This window comes from Halorientalis salina, from assembly GCF_005049285.1.
In the GTDB taxonomy this organism is placed as follows: domain Archaea; phylum Halobacteriota; class Halobacteria; order Halobacteriales; family Haloarculaceae; genus Halorientalis; species Halorientalis salina.
Map to the genome: position 1 here is coordinate 17,647 of NZ_SOSC01000005.1, position 19,514 is coordinate 37,160.

Genomic DNA, 19,514 nt, shown 5'->3' on the forward strand with positions numbered 1-19,514 from the left:
CGGGACAACACTGATTGGGCCACTCATGGTGTGAACGATATGCACGTTCTCGTCATCGGTGCCTACGGCAGCGCCGGCGTCGCCGCAGCCAACGACCTGGTCGACGTCCCCGAACTCGACCGACTCACGCTCGTCGACGACGGGGACCCGGGCGGGGGACTCTGCATCCTCGACGGGTGTATGCCGTCGAAAGAGGTGCTCTCGGCCGGGGCCCATCGGTTCCAGGCCCGCGCGGACCATCGGCTAACCGGCACGCCCGAGGTGGACATAGACGAGGTCGTGGCGACCAAGGACGAACACATCCACAACTTCGCCGAACACCGCCGGAGCGCGGTCGAGATGCTCGCCGAGCGCGATCACGTCGAGTTCGTCCACGACACCGCCCGCTTCGTCGACGACCGCACCGTCGCCGTCGGGGACCGCGAGTACGAACCCGACTACGTGGTCGTCGCGACCGGGTCGGTGGTCAACGCCCCGAACCTCCTCGGGATCGACGAGGTCGACGTGATGACCAGCGCGGACGTGCTGGACGCGACCGACTTCCCGGACTCGGGGATCGTCATGGGATTCGGTTACGTCGGGCTGGAACTCGTCCCCTACCTCGCCGAGGCCGGCGAGATGGACGTCACCGTCGTCGAACACGACGCCCGCCCGCTGGACGAGGCCGACCCGGCCTTCGGCGACGAACTGCTCGACATCTATCGCGAGGAGTTCGACATCGAGATCCTCACGGAGACCGACGAGGAACGCGTCGAGCGGACCGACGACGGCGGTCTCCGGCTCTACACCGACCGGGACGACGACCGGGCAACCGTCGAGGCCGACCAGCTGTTTTCCTTCACCGGCCGTCGCCCGAACCTCGACGGGTTGGGCCTCGACGAAACCGCACTCGACCCCGGACCGGGGTGGGTCACGGACACGATGCAGGCCCGCGACGACGAGTGGGTCTTCGTCGTGGGCGACGTCAACGGCAAGGAACCGATCCTCCACGTCGCCAAAGAGCAGGGGTTCACCGCGGCAGCGAACATCCGCCGACACGCGGGGAGCGAGCCGCTGGTCCCGTACGAGAACGTTCCCCACCACGTCGTCTTTTCGGCACTGGGGGTGTACCCCTACGCCCGCGTGGGGCACACCGAGGCGACGGCCGAGGCCGCCGGGGTGGACTACGTCGCCGTCTCGCGGGATGCCAGCAACGACGGGGTGTTCAAGACCAAAGACGCCGCCGAGGGACGAGCGTCGCTCGTCGTCGACGCCACCGACGGGACGGTACTGGGCTACCAGGGCCTGCACTACCACGCCGACGTGATGGCCAAGACGATGCAGGTCGTCGTCGAAACGGGGATGGACGTTCGAGCAGTCCCCGATCGGGCGTACCATCCGACGACCCCCGAGATACTGGACAGCCTCTTCCGGCAAGCCAGCGATCAACTGGCGTAACGAGCGTCGGCTCGAACACGGCCGAGACGGCCCGAACTGTGTTCAGTATGCTTGCCGTTTTTTACTACGACTGAAACCCCAGGCAGGTAGAAAGGTAACAGTGCTCACGGCCATATTTTGTTACGTTCGAATAGTTTCCGAAAGTAGAGAGCCGTCCTTCGATTCCTACGAACGCACAAAATCTTTATGCGCGATCATCAAGTCTGTTCGGGACACCTGGGGTCGCTATGAACGCAGACACCACACCGGAAGCGGTGACCGTCGATCTCCACGTGCGCTCGCTGGTGCCGCGTGCGGGACACACACAACAGAACGCCGCCATCGAGCGGCTGGACGACCTCGAATCGGCGGGGCTGCTCGGGGCGTTCAACGTCCACGTCTGGGGGCATCAGGTCAGCCTCTCGACGGCGGCCGCCCAAACCGACGCGGGTCAGTTCGTCCTCGACCGCGTCGAGCGGTTCCGCGAGTGGGCCGACGAGACCGGCCGCTCGATCGATTCGTTTTTCGAGACGCGCCGGGTCGAATCGGAGCTCAGAAACGAGGAGTACGCCGCGCTCGTCCTCCCGTCGCTCACGCTGGCCGAGTATCACGACGACGAACTTGCCTTCGTGGCCCCCTGTTCCGACGGGGACGCCGTCTGTACGGTCGAGGACCGAGTCGACGCGCTGGCGGCGCGCAGTTCGGTCGACACCGTCCGGGCCGACGACCAAACCGAGCCGGCTGTGGTCGCGGAAGAAGAAGAGTAAGGCTCGCTAGCGGTCGCTCTCGTCGGCAGGAACGAGGTGGTCCCGGCCCCACGTTCGCATCGCGTCGATCACGGGTGCGAGTTCCCGTCCCCGTTCGGTCAACCCGTACTCGACCCGAAACGGTTTCTCGCTGATGACCGTCCGCGTGACGATTCCCCGCTCCTCCAAGTCTTCGAGGCTGTCCGAGAGGACCTTGCTCGAGATCCCGTCGACGGCCTCCTTCAGCGCGTTGAACCCCAGCGGTCCGTCGGTCAACAACCGGTCGACGATGACCGGATGCCACTTCTTCCCGATGAGCGACGCCGTCGCCGTCACCGCACACCAGTCCTCGCCAGCACACCAGATCTCCACGGGTCCGTCCGCGTCGCCGTCTTCCCGACTCATACCCCGGCGTTCGGTCGCCAGTAGTAAATAGTTACCTTCCCGAACTGAGTTACGAGTGGTTACCCACAAGACCCACGTTCGCCCCCTGTGTACGCGGAGTGCATATCGCCGGTAGATTCACGGGTAACGTCGTAGTATAGAAAGACATGGAAGAGAACGACCAATACCACTGTGAGGCCTGTGGGCGGGCGTTCGAGACGCGATCAGAACTCGAAGGACACGTCCACGACATCGGCCTCGTCGACTGATCGACGCCTACGGAACGAAGCACGTTCAGTCTGACTGGTAACTGTCGTATGAATTTATGAACGGGCCGTCCTATTCCCGGGTATGTACGAGGTACTCCTGCCAGTCGACGAGAACGGCGAGCGAGCGGTCGCACAGGCACAGGCGGTCACGGACCTGCCGGGTGACGGCTCGGACGTTCGCGTGACCCTCTTCCACTCGTTCACCGACAACCCGAGCGGCGCGTCGGTCACCCAACTGCAGTCGGCCCGGCGTGCACGGGACGTGCTCGACGACGCGGGCATCGAGTTCAAGATGGACGAGGGGAGCGGAGATCCCACGCGCGCGATCCTCGAAGCCGCCGAAGATATGGACGCCGACCTCGTCTGTCTCGGCGGTCGCAAGCGGTCACCGGCCGGGAAGGTCCTGTTCGGCAGCGTCATCCAGAGCGTGCTGCTGGACACGAACCGCTCCGTCCTGGTCGCACACGCCGACGACGACTGAACCGGCGACTCAAGCCTTCAGAGACTTAAAACACCATCTATTTCCGGGATAAATTTCACACCGAAAGTCGTGGATATAAATACTGCCGGTGGGTGGGTGGTTCATCGCTTCCGGTCTCTCACCGGCGGGGGACGCGCCCACGTCCCCCAAACCAGCCGTCCCGCAAGCACCACGTGCCAGCAGTACCGCGGTGCCGTTCCTCAGGCGGCCCCCGCGGTGCGTTTCCGAACTCATACGGACTGCTGTAGATCATTTTCGCATCGATCGCCCAATTGCGGGCGATCGTAGCGGTAAACAGCTACAGCAAACCGTATCAGTCCTCGGTGAGCGACTCGTGTGGCGTCGACGTACTCGACTCCCCGCCAGCCATCGGATCGCCCGTCGTCGAGCGGTTGGCGACCCGGTCCCACAGCACCAGCGTCGAGGGGAGGACGAACAGCGAGGCCAGATAGGCGTAGACCACACTCAGAGCCGTCAGGATGCCGAAGACGCCGATCGCGGGGTTCAGGGCGAGCCAGAGGACGCCCACGCCGAACACCGTCGTGAGCATGCTCCCGGTCAGCGCGCCGCCGGTCCCGATGATCGTCCGGCGGAGCGCGGGCATGAGCGGGCGCTCGTCGAACTCGTCGGCGAAGCGGTGGACGACGTGGACGGAGTAGTCGATCCCCAGGCCGATGGTGATGGCCAGAATCGTCCCGTTGAAGGCGTTGAACTTCACGCCGAGGTACCGCATCGACGCGACGACGAAGGCGACGCTCATCGCGATGGGGACGACGTTCGCGATACCGAGCGACGGCCGACCTTCGAGCACCCAGTAGATGAAGACCAGGAAGACGGAGGCACCGACGAGTGCCAGCGCCAGGCTCTGGACGACGCCCTCGAACAGCATCTCCGTCGCGTCCTGGAAGATGACGGCGAAACCCGTCGCCGAGGCCTCGAAGCGGTGGTCGCTCGCGACCGCCCGGGCGTCGGCGGTCGTCTCCCTGTCGTCGGCGCTGTCGTCGACGGTGTAGACGACGCGTGCGCTCCGGCGGTCCTCGCTGATAAAGGATAGCGCCTGCTCCCGCGCCGGGGAATCCAGCAGGGCGTCGTAGATCTCGCCCAAGTTGTCGTCAGGAATCCCGTCGTCGTTGCGGTCGTTGCGAGCGACCAGCCGTCTGAACTCGGGGTCGGCCTCGGCCCGGGACTGGATGACGGTCACGATGCTCTGGGCGTCGGCGCGTCGGTCGTCACCCCGGAACGTCGGCGGTGGGTCCGCTCCCGCGCGATGGAGCGACTCCAGGGCGTTGTCCCGGGTCATCGGCCCCTCGACGTACAGGAGTACCTGGCCGTCCTGGTCGAACTTCTCCTCGCGGAAGTTGTAGTTCTCGACGTACTGGTAGGACGCGGGCGGGCGGAACGGTTCGGGGAGTGACTGCAAGGCCTCGGGCGTCTCCTCGGCCGGCATGAAGTCCTCCGGGGAGAACCCGGTCCCGATGCCCGTCGCGTAGTAGCCGACGCCGCCGGTGACCACGAGCATGACGAGCAGGAAGGCGAGCGGGGCGCGCCTGGCGACGACGACGCCGCCGCTCAACGCGCGACCGAGCGCCGAGTCCTCGTCGCCGAGCGGCCGCTGGCTCATGGTCGGAATGGGGTATTTCCGGCGCAAGCGATCGATGTACACCTTCCCCGCCGGGAGGAAGATCCCGAACAGCAGGAAGGTGAAGACGATGCCGATGGCCGCGACCAGTCCGAAGTCCTTGGTCGGGGGGAAGGCGCTGACCAGGTTCGAGAGGAAGCCGATGACCGTCGTTCCGGTGACGATGAAGAAGGCCACCAGTAACTGGTCGGTCGTGATCCGCATCGACGTCTCGATGTCCTGTCCGCGGGCGCGTTCCTCGCGGTAGCGGTTGACCGCGTGGATGCCGAAGTCGATCCCGACGGCGATGAGCAGCGGCGGGACGGCCACGAGCAGCGGGTTGAAGGCGATGCCCGCGAGTCCGAGGAAGCCAAACGTCCACAGCAGGGCGATGACGATGGTGACGATGCCCAGCAGCAGGTCCACCAGGTCCCGATAGGCGACGATCAGGAACCCGACGATGAGGACCAGCGCGGCCGGCATGACCAGCACCAGCGAGTCCGAGATGGTGTCCGGCTGGCTCCCGAGCACGCGGACGTCCTGGCTGACGGTGCCGACGACCCGGCGAACCCGGTCGTCCCGGTCCGGGATGTCGCCCGTGCCGTGGGAGATCGTCGCCTGTGCGGCCGAGGCCGACGCCGCCTGCTCGTTGAAGTCGTCACTCAACTGGTTGGTAAAACCGGGGTTGCGCTCGGCCGCCCGTCTGACGGCGGCGTCGATTTCGGACGGCGTCGCCGACTCGACGGCGTCGATCTCCTCACCGAGGGTGCTCGCGTTCGGGTCCAGGGTGCGGGCGACGACGCCGGCGGGACTCGACGTGGACTCGACCCGCATGTCCTGCTGGTTTTCGACGCGCTGTTGGGCGTGCAGCAACCGCAACATCGCGGGTTTCGAGAGGACGTTCTGGCTGTCCTGGAGCAGCGTGGTGCTGGCGGAACTTCCCCCGGAACTGAAACTCGAACCGAAGTCACGCTGGATGTCCTCCAGGGCCTCGAACGATTCGAGGTCGTCGATGAACTGGTCCTGTCCGGACTCGGTCTCGACGTTCCCGAGCCCGCCGACGAACAGGACCGTCAGCCCCAGAAAGAGGAGGACGATCTTCCCGGGGCTGTTGACGATGCGGTCGTCGACCCAATCGATGACTCGCTGATACTCGACCATGGGGACCAAACCAGCGCTCGGGCGGCGACTGGTATGCTCCCCACGTCGTGACCGAAGCCGCTAATCGGTTTGCAAACGCTAATAAACTGAAAAACTATTTATCAGTGACAGGTGTCGGATTCACTGGTCGCCGTCGGCGGACCGGTCGACGTTCCGGTAGGTTTCGACGAGCGCGTCGAAATCGTCGATCTCCTCGCGGAGTCGTTCGGTCATCGCCTCGGCCTCGCGAACGGTTCGCTTGAACTCCTCGCTGTCCCCGAGTTCGGCGTCGGTCAGTTCGGCTTCCAGCACTTCGAGTTTCGAGAGGAGCGAAAAGTACTCCTCGATGCGTTCGGCGTCGGCGACGGGATCGACGTGTCGGTCCAGCGTCGTGTGGAGGATCTCCTCGTCGACCGGTTTCGAGAGGTAGTCGTCGAAGTCCAAGTCGAGGATGTTCAGGTCCGGATCGACGGCGGTCACCATGACGACGACGCAGTCAAGGCCGCGATCGCGGATCTCCGCGAGCACCTCGTCGCCGGACGTGTCGGGCATCCGGCGGTCGAGCAGGACCGCGTCGACGCCCTCGTCGACTTTCGCCAGCGCCTCCCGTCCGCTGTACGCGACGGACGTGTCGTAGTGCCGTTCGAGTTTGGTCGCGTACACGTCGGCCATGTCCCGCTCGTCGTCGACCACCAGAACGTGCGGACGAGAACTACCCACGATAGTATCCACTCGGTGGTTCCGGGAGTTATACTTTGTGTGCGGACCCTCAGCGGCCGGGATGGCGTCCGATCTCACGGAACGCCATCTCGAAGTCGTCGAAGTCGGCGAGCGACTCGTCCATCTCCGCTTCCAGCCGTTCGGCCCGCTCCCGGAGGGCGGCGATGTCCTCGTTCGTCTCGAGTTCCTGGGGCGTCTTCTCGGCCTCCAGGAGCGCGAGTTTCGAGGTCACCTCGTAATACTGGTTGAGTCGGTCGTCGTACCCGCGGGCCCTGAGTTGCTGACGGACCGCCTCGAGCAGGTCGTCGCTCTCGACGGGCTTACAGAGGTAGTCGTCGAACGGCATCTCGATGATGTCGAAGTCGGGATCGACGGCCGTGATCATGATGACCCGGCAGTCGAGCTCGCGGTCCCGGATCTCCCCGAGTACGTCGTCACCGGACTTGTCGGGCATCCGCCGGTCCAGCAGGACCACGTCGACATCGGCGTCGACCTTCTCGAGGGCTTCCTCACCTCCGTAGGCGACACGAACGGTGTACTCGCGCTCGAGTTTGAGCGCGTACACGTCAGCGACCTCCTTCTCGTCGTCGACGACCAGGAGGGTCGCCTCCGAATCGTTGGCCATGCTCCCCTCTATTTGTGGGGACGAGTTATACTTTGTGCGCGAGATGTCGCTGTGACGCGACCCAGCGGGCGTCACGCCCCGCCGCCGGACCGTCCCGAAACCGCATGATTATCCCGCCAGCAGGCACTCGACTCGGACATGGTGCCCACGTCAGGAGGGAGCCACTGATGGCTCTGTCCGAGCGAGTGAAGTTTGCGCTGGTATTGAGCGCCGGTATCGTGCTCCCGGGCCTGGCCGATTACGCCCTCGCCCAGGCGGGCTACGACCTGCTGGGAAGTTTCGTGTGGGCGACGGGCTACTTCGGGACGATGATCCTCATCTGGTACGTCTGGCTCCGCCCACTCGACATCACCGGGCCGTCGTGACCCGATCATCGACAACCGGGTACCCTCTCGACGCGTAACGGAAGTTTTTAGGCTGCTACAGAGCGACGTTCGGACAGGAATGAACGCGTTACCGCTCCAGGTGATCGACAACTTTCTGCTCCAGTACAACGTCGGGCAGGCGATCCTCCTGATTTTCATCCTTGGGTTCCTGGCAGCGCTGCCGCTGAAATCACGACGAGTCCACGCCATCCAGTTCATCAGTTTCGGGCTCATCTACATGCTGACACCGAACAGCATGCTGGAAAACGCCCACTGGAAGTTCCTCGGCATCGCACTGCTGATGATCGGACCGATGGTGTATCTGACCGCGCGGAAGTAATCAGTCCAGTTTCCCGAGGCCGGCAAAGAAGTCCAGTGGCGGGCCGGCGATGTGGACCGGTTCGTCCGCCCGCCGGAGTGTAATCGTCGCCGGTGGCTCGACGGTCTCGTCCTCCCGTCCGTCACTCACGACGACCGCTTCGTCCGCGTTCGAGAGAGTGATCTCGACGGTGCTTTCCTGGTCGATCACCAGCGGTGGCATCGGCTCCTCGCCCGCCATCTCGGTAATCACGAACCCATCGACCCCCGGGTGGATCAGCGGCCCACCCTCGCTCAAGTTGTAGGCCGTGCTGCCGGTCGGCGTCGCGACGAGTACGCCGTCGGCGTGGCCGGCCGCGTACAGGTCCCCGTCGACCGTCACTTCCAGATCGAGTCCCTGTCCGTGGCCACGCTGGGGGCCCAACACGGCGATCTCGTTGATGGCCGGCGGCACGGACAGGTCGGCACCGCTGGCCCCCAGGCGACTCATCGACCGCGTCTTTGCGGTGCCCGCTGTGCGCATCGCCTCGACTTCGTCGCTGACAGCAGCGACCGCCTCCGCCGGTGGGACGGCGTTCAGGAAGCCGACCTCGCCGAGGTTGACGCCCATCACAGGCGTCGTCCTGGCCCCACGGGCGGCAAAGAGGAAGGTCCCGTCGCCGCCGATTGAGACCACCAGATCACAGGTCGCCATCTCGTCGATAGCGACGCCGGTGACCGTCTGGTCGGACTCGGCAGCGAGGTGCGCTGCCGTCACTTCGTCGACCACCACCGCGACGTCGTCGGTCCGGAGGCGGTCGGCGACGTCACTCGCCAGCGACGCAGCACGGGGGTTGTCCCGCTGGGCGACGATCCCGACTTTCATTTCGTCGGGCTTTGCCCCCCGAATGTATAAACCCCGCCATATCCCCGACGACGGCGTCCCTACCGCTGTTCCCGCCGGTTCTACCGGCCGGTTCGAGTGCCGAACACGGACAAGGTTAATTTATCCCCACTCCAACGGCTATCCATGGCCATCCGGCCGGGAGCGAGTGGTGCCCGATGAGCGAGGACGACTCTGACGACGACTGGTTCGAGAGCGCCGTCGGCGACGACGGTGAGGGCGAGGAATCGGTCGACGAGTCGGAGTCTCCCGAGAGCGGTAGCGCAGGCCCCAGCGAGGCCGACGAGGGCAGTGACAGCCCCTTCGGAAGCGACCAGGCCGACGACGCGGGCACAGACGGAGACAGTCCCTTCGGTGACAACGCAGGCACTGACGAGGAGAGCCCTTTCGGTGACAACGCGGGTGCAGACGAGGACAGTCCCTTCGGCGACGACGGGGAAAGCGACGCGGACAACCCCTTCGGCGGTGGGGAAACCGCCGACAGCGAGAGTCCGTTCGGCGGGAGCGATGACACCGACGGGGACGACCCGTTCGGTGGGAGCGGTGGCGGCGGCGGTGACAGCCCCTTCGGCGGCGACGACCAGGGCGGAGACAGTCCGTTCGGCGGGAGCGGCGGCGGTGACGGCGACGACGGCGAACTGTTCGACGACGACTTCGCCTCGGCGTTCGGGGGCGGCGGTGACGACGGTGGCGGTGACTTCGACGACGAGGACTTCGAGTCCGACATCCCGCGCATCAAGCTCGGCATCGAGGGCTTAGACGACATGATCCAGGGCGGCATCCCCGAACGACACCTCATCACCACCATCGGGTCGGCCGGGACCGGGAAGACGACGTTCGGCCTGCAGTTCCTCCACCACGGCCTCCAGAAAGACGACCCCGAGAAGGCCGTGTTCATCACGCTCGAACAGAGCCACGAGGCCATCATGGCCACCGCGGCCGAACGCGACTGGGGGTTCGAAAAACACGAACGCGAAGACAACCTCGCCATCATCGACCTGGACCCAGTCGAGATGGCCAACAGCCTCGACAACATCCGGGCGGAACTGCCCGCCCTCATCGAGGACTTCGGGGCCGACCGACTGGTGCTGGACTCGGTCTCCCTGCTGGAGATGATGTACAACGACCAGGCCAAGCGCCGGACCCAGGTGTACGATTTCACCCGGTCGCTGAAGAAATCCGGCGTCACGACGATGCTCACCTCCGAAGCCAGCGAGGAACACGACTACTCCTCCCGTCACGGCATCATCGAGTACCTCACCGACGCGGTCATCCACCTCCGCTACGTCCGCGAGGAGACCCGCGAGACCCGCACCGCCGTCTCCATCCAGAAGATCCGCAACGCCAACCACTCCCGGGAGACCAAACCCTACGAGATCACCGGCGAAGGGATCTCCGTGTACCAGCAGGCGAATATTTTCTGACCACCTTTTTCTGCGTCGGGTGGCCTCGCGCTGCTCGGCCACCGCTCCTTGAAAAACGTGGGCGAAAAAAGGCCGCGAGTCGCGCCTGCGGCGCGCTCGCGGTGAACGACTCTCGCTACGCTCACGGGCCACTCCGTTCCCCTTCCGCGATCCGAGGGCACCTTGCAGTCACCCTCGCGGCGTTCGCGTGCGGTACTACTCCTCCATCAACACCCGAATCGAATCCGTATCGGCTACGACGATCAGGTTAGATCCCATCCCGAGGTCGTAGTCCTCGACGTCGAACGGCCGGCGGTGCGTTCGGCCCGCGTCGGTCTCGATCGCGAGCTCGTAGTCCCCGGTTTCGGTTATCTCCGGGTCGACGTAGCTGCTCGCGTCGGCGTCGAGCGTGACGGATTTCTCGACGTGAGTCTCACCGTCCCTGTTGACTGTCAGGTGAACGGTCCGAGTCCCGGACGTGTTGTTGGTGACACGAATCAGAATGTCCTCGGCGACGTCGGTCGTCCGGTCGCTGGCGGACGGCGGCGCTGTCGTCGTCGTGTCGGGCGTCTCCGCTGTCTCGTCACCATCGGGTCGGTTCGTACAGCCGGCAAACAGCAGGACACCGGCGGTCAGGAGGGCGCGTCGGTTCACATTGGCCGATACCCACGGTGCGTGATAAGTCTTCTAGACTGTCATCGCGCGACCGTCACCGGCACCGACGACCCCCGGACGACGGTCTCGGCGACGCTCCCCAGGAGAATGCGCGTGACGCCCGACCGACCGTGGCTCCCCATGACGATCTGGTCGATGTCGTGTTCCTCGGCGTACTCGACGATGACACGGGAGGGCTTGCCCACGACGGTGTCCTCACTGACGGCGACGCCGCGTTCGGTGGCCCGGTCGCGTGCCTTCTCGAAGAGGCGCTCGGCTTCGTCCTCGGCCCGCTCGTACCACTCCTCGGAGAAACTCGGGATCGACGCCTGCGCGCTGTACCCCGCGTCGGCAGGATTGATGACGTGGAGTACGACGAACTCGCCGTCGGGGAACTCGTCGATGGCGAACTCGAACGCCTCCCAGGATTGAACCGACCCGTCGAGGGGGACCAGGATTCGCTTTCCCATGGTAGTACACAACACGCCACATGATTAAAACGTTCCTGCCGACGGGCCGTCAGTCCCGACCGTGTTTGGTGACACAGACCGGGAGGCCGATGAGTTCGACGGGTTCAGAGTTGTCCGGGGAGTAGACGACCATCTGGCCTTTCTCCATGTAGGGGACTTTCGCTTCGAGGTTCGCGGGGATGTTCACCGCGGAGATGGCGTCCTCGTCGCCGAGGTTGAGGACGACGGTGGTGTTGATCTGCTTGAAGACGGGTTCGGCGATGTCCTGGGGGTCCTGGGTGATAAGGAACAGGCCGAGTCGCTCTTTGCGGCCCTGTTTTGCGGCTTCGGTGAACTTCCCGATGACTTTGCGGGCCTGGACGCTGTCGGCGTCGGTCAGGAAGTTGTGTGCCTCGTCCATGCCCACGACCAGCGGCGTCTCCTTGATCCGGTCGAAGCGCGGGTCGTTCGAGAGTTTCTCGTCGACGAGCAGGCTCGAAAGCGCGAGCACGATGGTTTCAGTGGTGCGACTCTCCGTGATGTGATACGTCGGGACCACGGTGAGTCCGCCGGGTCGGACGAACTCGTGGACCAGGTCGGTGATGGGGCGGGCGTCCTGGTCGAACACGTCGCCGAACCCGCGAGCACGCCGTCGAACCGCGTCGAAGGTGGCTTCGTGGACGCGGCCGTTCTCGTCGAGTTCCTCCTTGAGTGCCGGGTCGTCCAGAAAGGAGATGAACTGCTCGTAGGTCCCGTTCGACCCGTAGTTGTCGAAGAACCTGGAGAGGAGGTATCGCAGGGCGGCGTACTGGTTGTCGTTCAGGCCACCGCCGGAGACGAGCCAGGGGTTGCCCCGGACCATCGAGAAGGGAATGGTGAACTCCACCTGTTCGGCCCGGTGGTGGTCGGCCGAGTACGAGGACCCCCCGACTTTCGGGACGAACGCGACGGTGTCGTCGTGGCCGCCGTAGGCGACGCCCTCCCGCTCCATGCGACGGCGGTCCTCGTCGGTCATCTCGGGGTTGTCGTCGTGCATCTGGGCGTACTCGTCCTGGGGGTCGAACTGCACGACTGCCGTCTGGACCTCGCGGTCGCTCCCCGAATCGACCGGGTAGCTGCGCGCCTCGTCGAGATACTGCCGGAGGATGTTCTTCGAGCCGTGGGTCTTCCCCGACCCAGTCCCGCCGGCGACGAGCGTGTGGCGGAACACGAGCGGGTCGCCCGCGTCGTAGTCGTCCTTGATGCGGTAGTCGATGGTCGGTGGCTCGGCAGCGGTCTGGACCCGCTCGCCGCCGACGGCCAGATGGCCGAGGAAGACGCCGTCCTCGGGAATCTTCAGGCCGGTCTTGATCTCGCTTTTGTCCGTCGCGGCGCGGACGACCGTCTCGGGTTTGGGCACCCGGTCGGTCATCCGGCGTTTGAGCTCACCATCCTGTTCGAAGAGGACCGCCACCGGCTCCAGCGAGGCCATGAACTTGAAGTCCTGCTCGTCGATGCCACGGGACCGCATCGCACGGCGGGCGTGGATCTCGGTCGCGTCGTCGGTGTGGAACTCCTGGGCGTACTCCAGTGCGGTGATGCGACAGAACAGTCGCTCGTCGTCGGGATAGGGGATCAGGAGGTACTTGCCGATGCGAACCTGCGAGCGGTTCTGGACCGTGATGTACGCGCGCAGGGCGGTGTCGTCGGGATCCTCGCTGATCGTCAGCCCCTCCGAAGCCGAGAGGACGCCGATCCCGCGGTCGCTGCCGGCCGGCGACACGTCGACCGTCTCGAACTCCGCGGTCTCCGCTTCGGAGGTAGTCCCGTCGTCGCCAGCCGCCGCGGTCTCGGCCGATTCGCCGTCGGCCGCCGTAGCGTCGGTCCCGTCACCCCCCTCCTCGTCCGCGTCACCGTCGAACTCCGTAAAGTCTCCCAGATCAGACATACGGATCACATCGAACCCCTGGGTCAAACGCGTTTCCCTGCTGCCGTGATTGGGTCAGGCGACGGACCCCTCATACGGACTGTTGTAACTGGTTACCGGTTCGACCACCCGCCGTCGGGTGGTCGATACCGAACTGACTTACAACAGTCCGTATCAGTCGACGCGAGACTTTTCCGCACTCACCGCGTAGGAACGTTCATGTTACTCATTAGCGGTACCGCCGGCGGGACGGATCTGACCGGCACGCTGTACGAGCGCGGCGAGCGCTCACCGTCGTTCAAGGGCGCACCCGACGACGACGCCCCTTACATCTGGGTCTGCGACGCCTTCTACGAGGTCGAAAGCGGCGGCCAGACGACCGAGATCGGCGGCCGCGAACTCAACGTCGCCTTCGAATCGCCCATGCCCCACGGCTTCGAGACCCGGGAGACGGCCATCGACGCCGCCGAGGAACACATCCGGACCCAGTTCGCCCGCGTCGGTCTCGACCCCGGCGAGGTCGAGATCACCGTCGCCCAGGCGGAACCCGAAGCGCAGTGAGTCGTCTTGCCGCTCGACGGAATAGATAGGTTCTTAATCACGACAGACCACGCGCATGGTATGGCGACTCGTGCCCCGAGTGAGACAGACACGAACACTATCGATCTCTCTCCGGCCGTCCCCTCCGATCTCTCCGCGCTGACACGCATGAGTTCGGATCTGGGCCGACGGCTCGTGGAGGGCGAGGAGACGACCAGTCGCGGCGAATGGTCACACACCGAGACGGCGCGAGAACTCTCGATTCACCACGCGACGGACAACACCGTCATCCTCCGGATGCGGACGCCAGTCGGGCGGGAGCGCTTCTACGGTGCGATGCAGTCGAACCTCGACGCCGCAATATCGAGCCTGGACGTCGACCCGGACTGGGAGCGCCAGTCCTGATCGGCGGCTACGTCGTTTCGGCGACAAAGTCGCCCACGCGCTCGGCTATCTTCTCGGCCTGTCCAACGAAGAAGTGATCTGCGGGGAACGGTTCCACCGCGTAGCCGAGGCCGCGCGCCCGCTCGACGACCGGTTCCCACTCCACGGTGTCGTCGCGCTCCCCGTAGCAGACCTGGACGGGGCAGTCGATGCCGGCGAGCGCACCGACGGTATCGAGCCCCTCGCCGACGGTCGACGGGGGCGCGAGCACGGAGAGTGCAACCGGTTGCGGGTCGGCCTCGGCCGCGACGCACAGCGCGATGGCAGCCCCGAAACTGTACCCGAACAGCCCCACGGGGCTGTAGTTGTCCCGGGCGTACGCCAGGGCGTTGCGGGCGTCCGTTCGTTCGCCCGTCCCCTCGTCCCAGGGACCGTAATCGAATCGGAGGCAGGCGATATCGCGACTCGCGAGCGCGTCGCCAACGGCGCGGAGGCGCTGGTCCGTCCGGGACCCGCCCATCTGAGGGTGTGGCGGACAGGCGACGACGGCGCGGTCGGCGTCGGGCGAATCGATGGTGACACGCACGTCGCGTGTTCCATCGATGCGGATCTCCTCGCTCATACCTGTCGCTCGTTCCGGTGTACCAAGAAGCCCGCGCTCCCTTTTGACACACCCCCACGAGAGCGTGGTTTCAGAACGAATATTCTTCTCGACGGTCTACAATCAGACATGGAGTGTCGGAACTGCGGTGCGTCGGTTTCCGAACACGACCAGTACTGCATGGCGTGCGGAGCCGAACTGGCGGGTGGCTCGGAACAGGGCGCCCGGGAGCGCGCCACGCGACAGGGCGACACGAGTCCGCGCGAGGTGGCGAACGGCGGGGCCGAAAATGCCGCGGCGAACAGCGGGACCGGAACCGCCGCGACGGCAGGCGGCGAGGCACGTCCCGGGACGACCGACAGGCTCCGGGGCCTGAGAGACTCCATCGTCGCTGGCTGGGGCCCGTCCCGGAAAGCCACGTTCCTCGGGGCGGCACTGACGACGGTGGCGCTCGTGTTGCCGTACGCGAAGTCGGCGACCGGGAGTGATACCGTGCTCGGGTTCGAGATCTGGCCGGCAGGCAGTCCAGTCCCGTACGCGGTCTTACCCCTGTTCGCGCTCCTCGCCGCGTACCGAACGTGGGGTCGCGGCTGGGGCTGGCTCTCGATGCTTGGCTCGCTCGGGACCGGACTCATCCTCTACGTGTTCGGTGTCATGGCGGTCGTGGCGGGCGACGACCCCCTCGACAATCTCCACCTAATCGGCGGTGGGACGGTCCCGTTCCCGGACCCGACGCTGGCCGTCGGCGCGTACGTCACGGCAGTCGGGAGCGTCCTCGTCTTGCTGGGGGCATTCGGCGGCCTCGTCGGAGCGACCTCGACGCGCCTGCAACTCTGGTTCAACTGGCTCCTGGGGTAGCCGCTCGTCCACCGCGGGCGTGTAAGTGTTTTAAGGTCGGCGGTACCCAACGGGGCGGTATGGGTATCCTCTCGCGCGCGTCCTACGTCATCCGGTCGAAGGTCAACTCCGTCCTGAACCGGGCGGAGGACCCTGCCGAGACGCTGGACTACTCCTACGAGCAGTTGCGTGACGAACTCCAGGAAGTAAAACAGGGCATCGCCGATCTGACGACCCAGAAAAAGCGCCTGGAGATCCAGCAGCGCCGACTCGAAGAGAACGTCGACAAACACAACGAGCAGGCCCGCGAGGCGGTCCGCCAGGACCGCGAGGACCTCGCACGGCGAGCGCTGGAGAAGAAAAAACAGAAGATGGGCCAGATCGAGGACCTGGAGACACAGATCCAGCAGCTCCAGCGCCAGCAGGATCAGCTCGTCGAAAAGAAGGACACGCTCCAGAACCGCATCGAGCAGTTCCGCACGAAAAAGGAGACGATGAAAGCACGGTACAAGGCCGCCGAGGCCTCGAACCGCGTCTCCGACGCCATGACCGGCGCGGGCGACGAGATGGAGGACGTGGGGCGTGCCATCGAACGCGCGGAGGAACGCACCGAGGAGATGGAGGCACGTGCGGCCGCGATGGACGAACTCCAGGAGAGCGGCGTCTTCGAGGACCAGCTCTCGGACAAGGACCAACTCGACCGCGAACTCGAAGAGATCCGCACGGAGGGCGCAGTCGACGCCGAACTCGACACGCTCAAATCCGAGATGGGCGAGGAAGGGGCGACCGAGGAAGGCACAGACACCGGCACGACGGACGGTACGGAAGACGCGGAGGAAGCTGATGTGGAGACGAACGTCGAGCCGGCAGACGTCGAGACGGACGGCGAGACCGACGTCTCCGAGGACGAACTCGACGCCGAGCTAGAGGAACTGAAAGAAGAAGAGAAGAACTGAGGCGGGCGAGAAACGTCTAGTCCAGGAAGTCGGGTTCGGTCCGCTGCTGGCCGACCTCGTCTTCGAGATGGTCGCGGAACTCGTCGAGGCCGACGCCTTTCGTCTCGCGTTCCTGGCGGTCACGAACCGACAGCGTGCGGTCTTCCTCCTCGTCGTCGCCGAGGATGAGCATGTAGGGGACGTTGTCCTCGTGGGCCTGATGGATCTTCTTTTTGACCGTCCACGAGCGGTCCTCGATGGTGACCCGGTAGTCGCCCAGCCGGTTCTGAATCTCCTTGGCGTAGGGAATGTTGTCGTCGCTGATGGGCAGGATGCGGACCTGTTCGGGCGCGAGCCACGTCGGGAACCGCCCGTTGTAATGTTCGGTCAGCACCATGAAGAAGCGCTCGTAACTGCCGTACAGCGCGCGGTGGATCATCACCGGCCGGTGGTCCTCGTTGTCCTCGCCGGTGTAGGTCAGGTCGAACCGCTCGGGCATGTTGAAGTCGAGTTGGACCGTCGGGCCGTCCCAGACGCGTCCGAGGGCGTCCTCGAAGCCGAAGTCGATCTTCGGGCCGTAGAAGGCACCGTCGCCCTCCTCGACGTCGTACTCGTAATCGCCGTCGTCGAGGACCGCGCGGAGCTGCGATTCGGCCTGTTGCCACAGCTCGTCGCTCCCGACGGATTTCTCGGGCCGGGTCGCCAGCGCGATCTCGACCTCCAGGTCGAACGTCTCGATGACCTCGAAGATGAGTTCCATCACCGTCCGGATCTCCTGCTCGATCTGGTCCGGGCGGACGAACAGGTGGCCGTCGTCGATGGTAAAGGCCCAGACCCGCGAGAGCCCCGAGAGTTCACCCCGCTGTTCTTTGCGGTAGACCTTCCCGTCCTCGAAGTACCGGACCGGGAGGTCCCGATAACTCCACTGCTGCTGGTCGAAGATGGTCGCGTGGCCCGGACAGTTCATCGGCTTCAGGCCGTATTCCTCGTCGTTGACGTCCAGCAGGAACATGTCGTCGACGTAGTTCTCGTAGTGGCCCGACTTCTTCCAGAGCTCCGTCCGGAACAGGTGCGGCGTCTCGACCTCGCGGTAGCCGTCGGCGGTATTGAGGTTCTCGGCGAACTCGGACAGCTCGTTGAGGATCGTCTTCCCGTTGGGGTGATAGAGGGGCAGCCCCGGACCCGTCGTCTCGTCGATGGAAAAGAGGTCCATCTCCTGGCCGATCTTGCGGTGGTCCCGCTCCTCGGCTTTCCGGCGCTGTTCGAGGTACTCCTCCAGGCCTTCCTCGGTCGGGAACGCCGTCCCGTACACCCGGGTCAGCGTGTCGTTGTCCTCCTCGCCGCGCCAGTACGCCGCCGAGATCTCCAGCAGTTCGAAGCCGCCGATCTCCCCCGTCGACTCCACGTGGGGACCCTGGCAGAGGTCGTAGAAGTCGTCCTGCCGGTAGAAGGAGACGGGGTCCTCGCCGGCCGCCTCGGTTTCCAAGATGTCCTGTTTGTACTCGTTGTCCGCGTAGCGCTCTTTGGCCTCCTCGCGGGAAACGAGCTCCCGCTCGATGTCGTAGTCGGCCTCGATGATGCGCTCGGCTTCGTCTTGGATCGTCTCCAGGTCGTCCTCGTCGATGTCGACGCCGGTGATGTCGTAATAAAAGCCGTCGTCGGTCCAGGGGCCGATGGTGAGTTTCGCGTCGGGGAACTCCCGCGTGAGCGCCTGGGCGAAGACGTGGGCCGCCGAGTGGCGCAACACGTCCAGATACTCCTCTGCCGACTCGGTGACGATCTCGATCTCGACGTCGTCGGTGAGCGGCGTGTGCTTGTCGACGAGTTCGCCGTCGACGACGCCGGCTTTCGTGTCGCTCCCCAATCCCGGTCCGATTTCGTAGGCGACGTCCTCGACGGTCGACCCCGACTCCATGGAGAGGGTCGAGCCGTCGGGCAGCGTGACCGTGACCTCGCTCATACCCGTGGCAAGCCGACCGCGTGGGATAAGTGTATTGAGAGTCCGCCGAGCCGACGGGGACCGGTCACGGCTACGCCCGGGCCTCGACGAAGTTGCCGACCTTCCGGGCGAGCGTCCGATAGGCCTGCGTCGCGACCCGGTCGAGATAGTTGACGACGACGGGTTCGTCGTTCGCCGCCTCCCGGTCCTCCGGGACCGCGGCCAGGACCGTCACGTCGAGTTCGTCTGCGATCTCCGGCACCCTCGTGTCCGGCTGGGCCTGGAGCACGACGGCTCCGAGCAGCCCCGTCTCGACCGTCTCGGCCAGGTCGGCCATCTTCCGGGTGTCCGCCATGGCGACCGCGTCGGGTGTCGTCACCAGGATCGCGGAGTCGGCCGCTCGCATCGGAACGACCGTCTCCTGACAGAGGCCCGAACCGGTGTCGACGATGACGGCGTCGAACGCCGACCGGAGCTCCTCGACGAGCGGTCGGAGATTGTCCGGACTGGCGTCGACGAACGCCTCCAGCCGGTCCGACCCCGGCAGGACCGTCACCCCTGCCGGCCCCTCGACGAGTGCCTCGGAAAGCGGCGCGCGACCGGCCAGCACGTCGTGGATGGTCGGCGCGTGGTCGATACCGACCATTCCCCCGAGGTTCGTCATCCCCAGATCAGCGTCGACGATGGCGACGTCGTGGCCCGCCTGTTCGAGTGCGATACCGGTGTTGACGGTCGCCGTCGTCTTCCCGACGCCGCCTTTCCCCCCGGCGATTGCGTATACTTCCCCCATACCGTACCGTCGAATATAGACAGCATCGGCAAAATAACTTCGTATAAGCGTTTTGGCCATTTGCTCGCCTGAAAGTGGCGAGCCGCTCACTGTGGCCTTCCGCCGCGTCCC

21 protein-coding genes are annotated in these 19,514 nt (G+C 65.2%); 10 read left to right on the top strand and 11 right to left on the bottom strand.

Annotated elements, in window-relative coordinates:
- The first annotated feature begins 39 nt into the window (after positions 1 to 39).
- Together E2481_RS10845 and E2481_RS10850 are read left to right on the top strand one after the other, a co-directional pair.
- Positions 40 to 1,437: a dihydrolipoyl dehydrogenase family protein gene (locus E2481_RS10845; protein ID WP_136717173.1), complete on the top strand. Its 1,398-nt coding sequence runs from the start codon at positions 40 to 42 to the stop codon at positions 1,435 to 1,437.
- Positions 1,438 to 1,664: 227 nt separating this feature from the next.
- The gene (locus E2481_RS10850; protein ID WP_136717174.1) at positions 1,665 to 2,183 is read left to right on the top strand and encodes an HTH domain-containing protein; all 519 of its coding nucleotides are present in this window, start codon (positions 1,665 to 1,667) and stop codon (positions 2,181 to 2,183) included.
- A 6-nt stretch (positions 2,184 to 2,189) separates the two neighbouring features.
- Here E2481_RS10850 and E2481_RS10855 read toward each other — a convergent pair whose 3' ends face one another.
- Positions 2,190 to 2,567: a winged helix-turn-helix transcriptional regulator gene (locus E2481_RS10855; protein ID WP_136717175.1), complete on the bottom strand. Its 378-nt coding sequence runs from the start codon at positions 2,565 to 2,567 to the stop codon at positions 2,190 to 2,192.
- Positions 2,568 to 2,897: 330 nt separating this feature from the next.
- On the opposite strand from E2481_RS10855, the gene E2481_RS10860 reads away from it, so the two are divergent.
- Positions 2,898 to 3,296, top strand: coding sequence for a universal stress protein (locus E2481_RS10860; protein ID WP_136717176.1), 399 nt, complete (start codon positions 2,898 to 2,900; stop codon positions 3,294 to 3,296).
- Between the two features lie 313 nt (positions 3,297 to 3,609).
- On the opposite strand, the gene E2481_RS10865 is transcribed toward E2481_RS10860, so the two are convergent.
- From E2481_RS10865 to E2481_RS10875, 3 genes are all read right to left on the bottom strand, one after another.
- The gene (locus E2481_RS10865) at positions 3,610 to 6,075 is read right to left on the bottom strand and encodes an efflux RND transporter permease subunit (protein ID WP_136717177.1); all 2,466 of its coding nucleotides are present in this window, start codon (positions 6,073 to 6,075) and stop codon (positions 3,610 to 3,612) included.
- Positions 6,076 to 6,195: 120 nt separating this feature from the next.
- Positions 6,196 to 6,774, bottom strand: coding sequence for a response regulator (locus E2481_RS10870; protein WP_250137796.1), 579 nt, complete (start codon positions 6,772 to 6,774; stop codon positions 6,196 to 6,198).
- A gap of 49 nt (positions 6,775 to 6,823) precedes the next feature.
- Positions 6,824 to 7,399, bottom strand: a complete 576-nt coding sequence (locus E2481_RS10875) for a response regulator (RefSeq protein ID WP_136717178.1) — start codon at positions 7,397 to 7,399, stop codon at positions 6,824 to 6,826.
- A 167-nt stretch (positions 7,400 to 7,566) separates the two neighbouring features.
- On the opposite strand from E2481_RS10875, the gene E2481_RS10880 reads away from it, so the two are divergent.
- Both E2481_RS10880 and E2481_RS10885 read left to right on the top strand, forming a co-directional pair.
- Entirely contained in the window at positions 7,567 to 7,764 is a 198-nt protein-coding gene (locus E2481_RS10880; protein WP_136717179.1) for a hypothetical protein, read from the top strand.
- A 79-nt stretch (positions 7,765 to 7,843) separates the two neighbouring features.
- Positions 7,844 to 8,104 carry a hypothetical protein gene (locus tag E2481_RS10885; protein ID WP_136717180.1) on the top strand — a complete coding sequence of 87 codons (261 nt, stop codon included), beginning with the start codon at positions 7,844 to 7,846 and terminating at the stop codon, positions 8,102 to 8,104.
- Here E2481_RS10885 and E2481_RS10890 read toward each other — a convergent pair whose 3' ends face one another.
- Positions 8,105 to 8,947 (bottom strand): NAD(+)/NADH kinase, encoded by an 843-nt coding sequence (locus E2481_RS10890; RefSeq protein ID WP_136717181.1) that lies wholly within the window; start codon positions 8,945 to 8,947, stop codon positions 8,105 to 8,107.
- A gap of 176 nt (positions 8,948 to 9,123) precedes the next feature.
- Here E2481_RS10890 and E2481_RS10895 point away from each other — a divergent pair, with 176 nt between their 5' ends.
- Positions 9,124 to 10,389, top strand: a complete 1,266-nt coding sequence (locus tag E2481_RS10895) for a KaiC domain-containing protein (protein ID WP_136717182.1) — start codon at positions 9,124 to 9,126, stop codon at positions 10,387 to 10,389.
- A gap of 195 nt (positions 10,390 to 10,584) precedes the next feature.
- On the opposite strand, the gene E2481_RS10900 is transcribed toward E2481_RS10895, so the two are convergent.
- Genes E2481_RS10900 through E2481_RS10910 form a run of 3 tightly spaced genes read right to left on the bottom strand, consistent with a single transcriptional unit; the run spans position 10,585 to position 13,398 of the window.
- On the bottom strand, positions 10,585 to 11,022 hold the full coding sequence (locus E2481_RS10900; RefSeq protein ID WP_136717183.1) for a hypothetical protein: 438 nt from the start codon (positions 11,020 to 11,022) through the stop codon (positions 10,585 to 10,587).
- A 41-nt stretch (positions 11,023 to 11,063) separates the two neighbouring features.
- Positions 11,064 to 11,492: a universal stress protein gene (locus tag E2481_RS10905; RefSeq protein ID WP_136717184.1), complete on the bottom strand. Its 429-nt coding sequence runs from the start codon at positions 11,490 to 11,492 to the stop codon at positions 11,064 to 11,066.
- A gap of 49 nt (positions 11,493 to 11,541) precedes the next feature.
- Positions 11,542 to 13,398, bottom strand: a complete 1,857-nt coding sequence (locus tag E2481_RS10910; protein ID WP_136717185.1) for an ATP-binding protein — start codon at positions 13,396 to 13,398, stop codon at positions 11,542 to 11,544.
- 198 nt (positions 13,399 to 13,596) lie between these two features.
- On the opposite strand from E2481_RS10910, the gene E2481_RS10915 reads away from it, so the two are divergent.
- Complete coding sequence (locus E2481_RS10915; RefSeq protein ID WP_136717186.1) at positions 13,597 to 13,938, top strand: DUF7113 family protein; 342 nt, start codon at positions 13,597 to 13,599, stop codon at positions 13,936 to 13,938.
- Between the two features lie 60 nt (positions 13,939 to 13,998).
- The gene (locus E2481_RS10920; RefSeq protein ID WP_136717187.1) at positions 13,999 to 14,322 is read left to right on the top strand and encodes a hypothetical protein; all 324 of its coding nucleotides are present in this window, start codon (positions 13,999 to 14,001) and stop codon (positions 14,320 to 14,322) included.
- A gap of 7 nt (positions 14,323 to 14,329) precedes the next feature.
- On the opposite strand, the gene E2481_RS10925 is transcribed toward E2481_RS10920, so the two are convergent.
- Positions 14,330 to 14,923 carry an alpha/beta hydrolase gene (locus E2481_RS10925; RefSeq protein ID WP_136717188.1) on the bottom strand — a complete coding sequence of 198 codons (594 nt, stop codon included), beginning with the start codon at positions 14,921 to 14,923 and terminating at the stop codon, positions 14,330 to 14,332.
- Between the two features lie 108 nt (positions 14,924 to 15,031).
- Here E2481_RS10925 and E2481_RS10930 point away from each other — a divergent pair, with 108 nt between their 5' ends.
- Positions 15,032 to 15,760: a zinc ribbon domain-containing protein gene (locus E2481_RS10930; RefSeq protein ID WP_136717189.1), complete on the top strand. Its 729-nt coding sequence runs from the start codon at positions 15,032 to 15,034 to the stop codon at positions 15,758 to 15,760.
- Between the two features lie 59 nt (positions 15,761 to 15,819).
- Positions 15,820 to 16,695 (top strand): PspA/IM30 family protein, encoded by an 876-nt coding sequence (locus tag E2481_RS10935; protein ID WP_136717190.1) that lies wholly within the window; start codon positions 15,820 to 15,822, stop codon positions 16,693 to 16,695.
- A 16-nt stretch (positions 16,696 to 16,711) separates the two neighbouring features.
- On the opposite strand, the gene thrS is transcribed toward E2481_RS10935, so the two are convergent.
- Both thrS and E2481_RS10945 read right to left on the bottom strand, forming a co-directional pair.
- Positions 16,712 to 18,634: a threonine--tRNA ligase gene (gene thrS / locus E2481_RS10940; RefSeq protein ID WP_136717191.1), complete on the bottom strand. Its 1,923-nt coding sequence runs from the start codon at positions 18,632 to 18,634 to the stop codon at positions 16,712 to 16,714.
- A gap of 70 nt (positions 18,635 to 18,704) precedes the next feature.
- Positions 18,705 to 19,403 (bottom strand): MinD/ParA family ATP-binding protein, encoded by a 699-nt coding sequence (locus tag E2481_RS10945; protein ID WP_169302425.1) that lies wholly within the window; start codon positions 19,401 to 19,403, stop codon positions 18,705 to 18,707.
- Between the last annotated feature and the right edge of the window lie 111 nt (positions 19,404 to 19,514).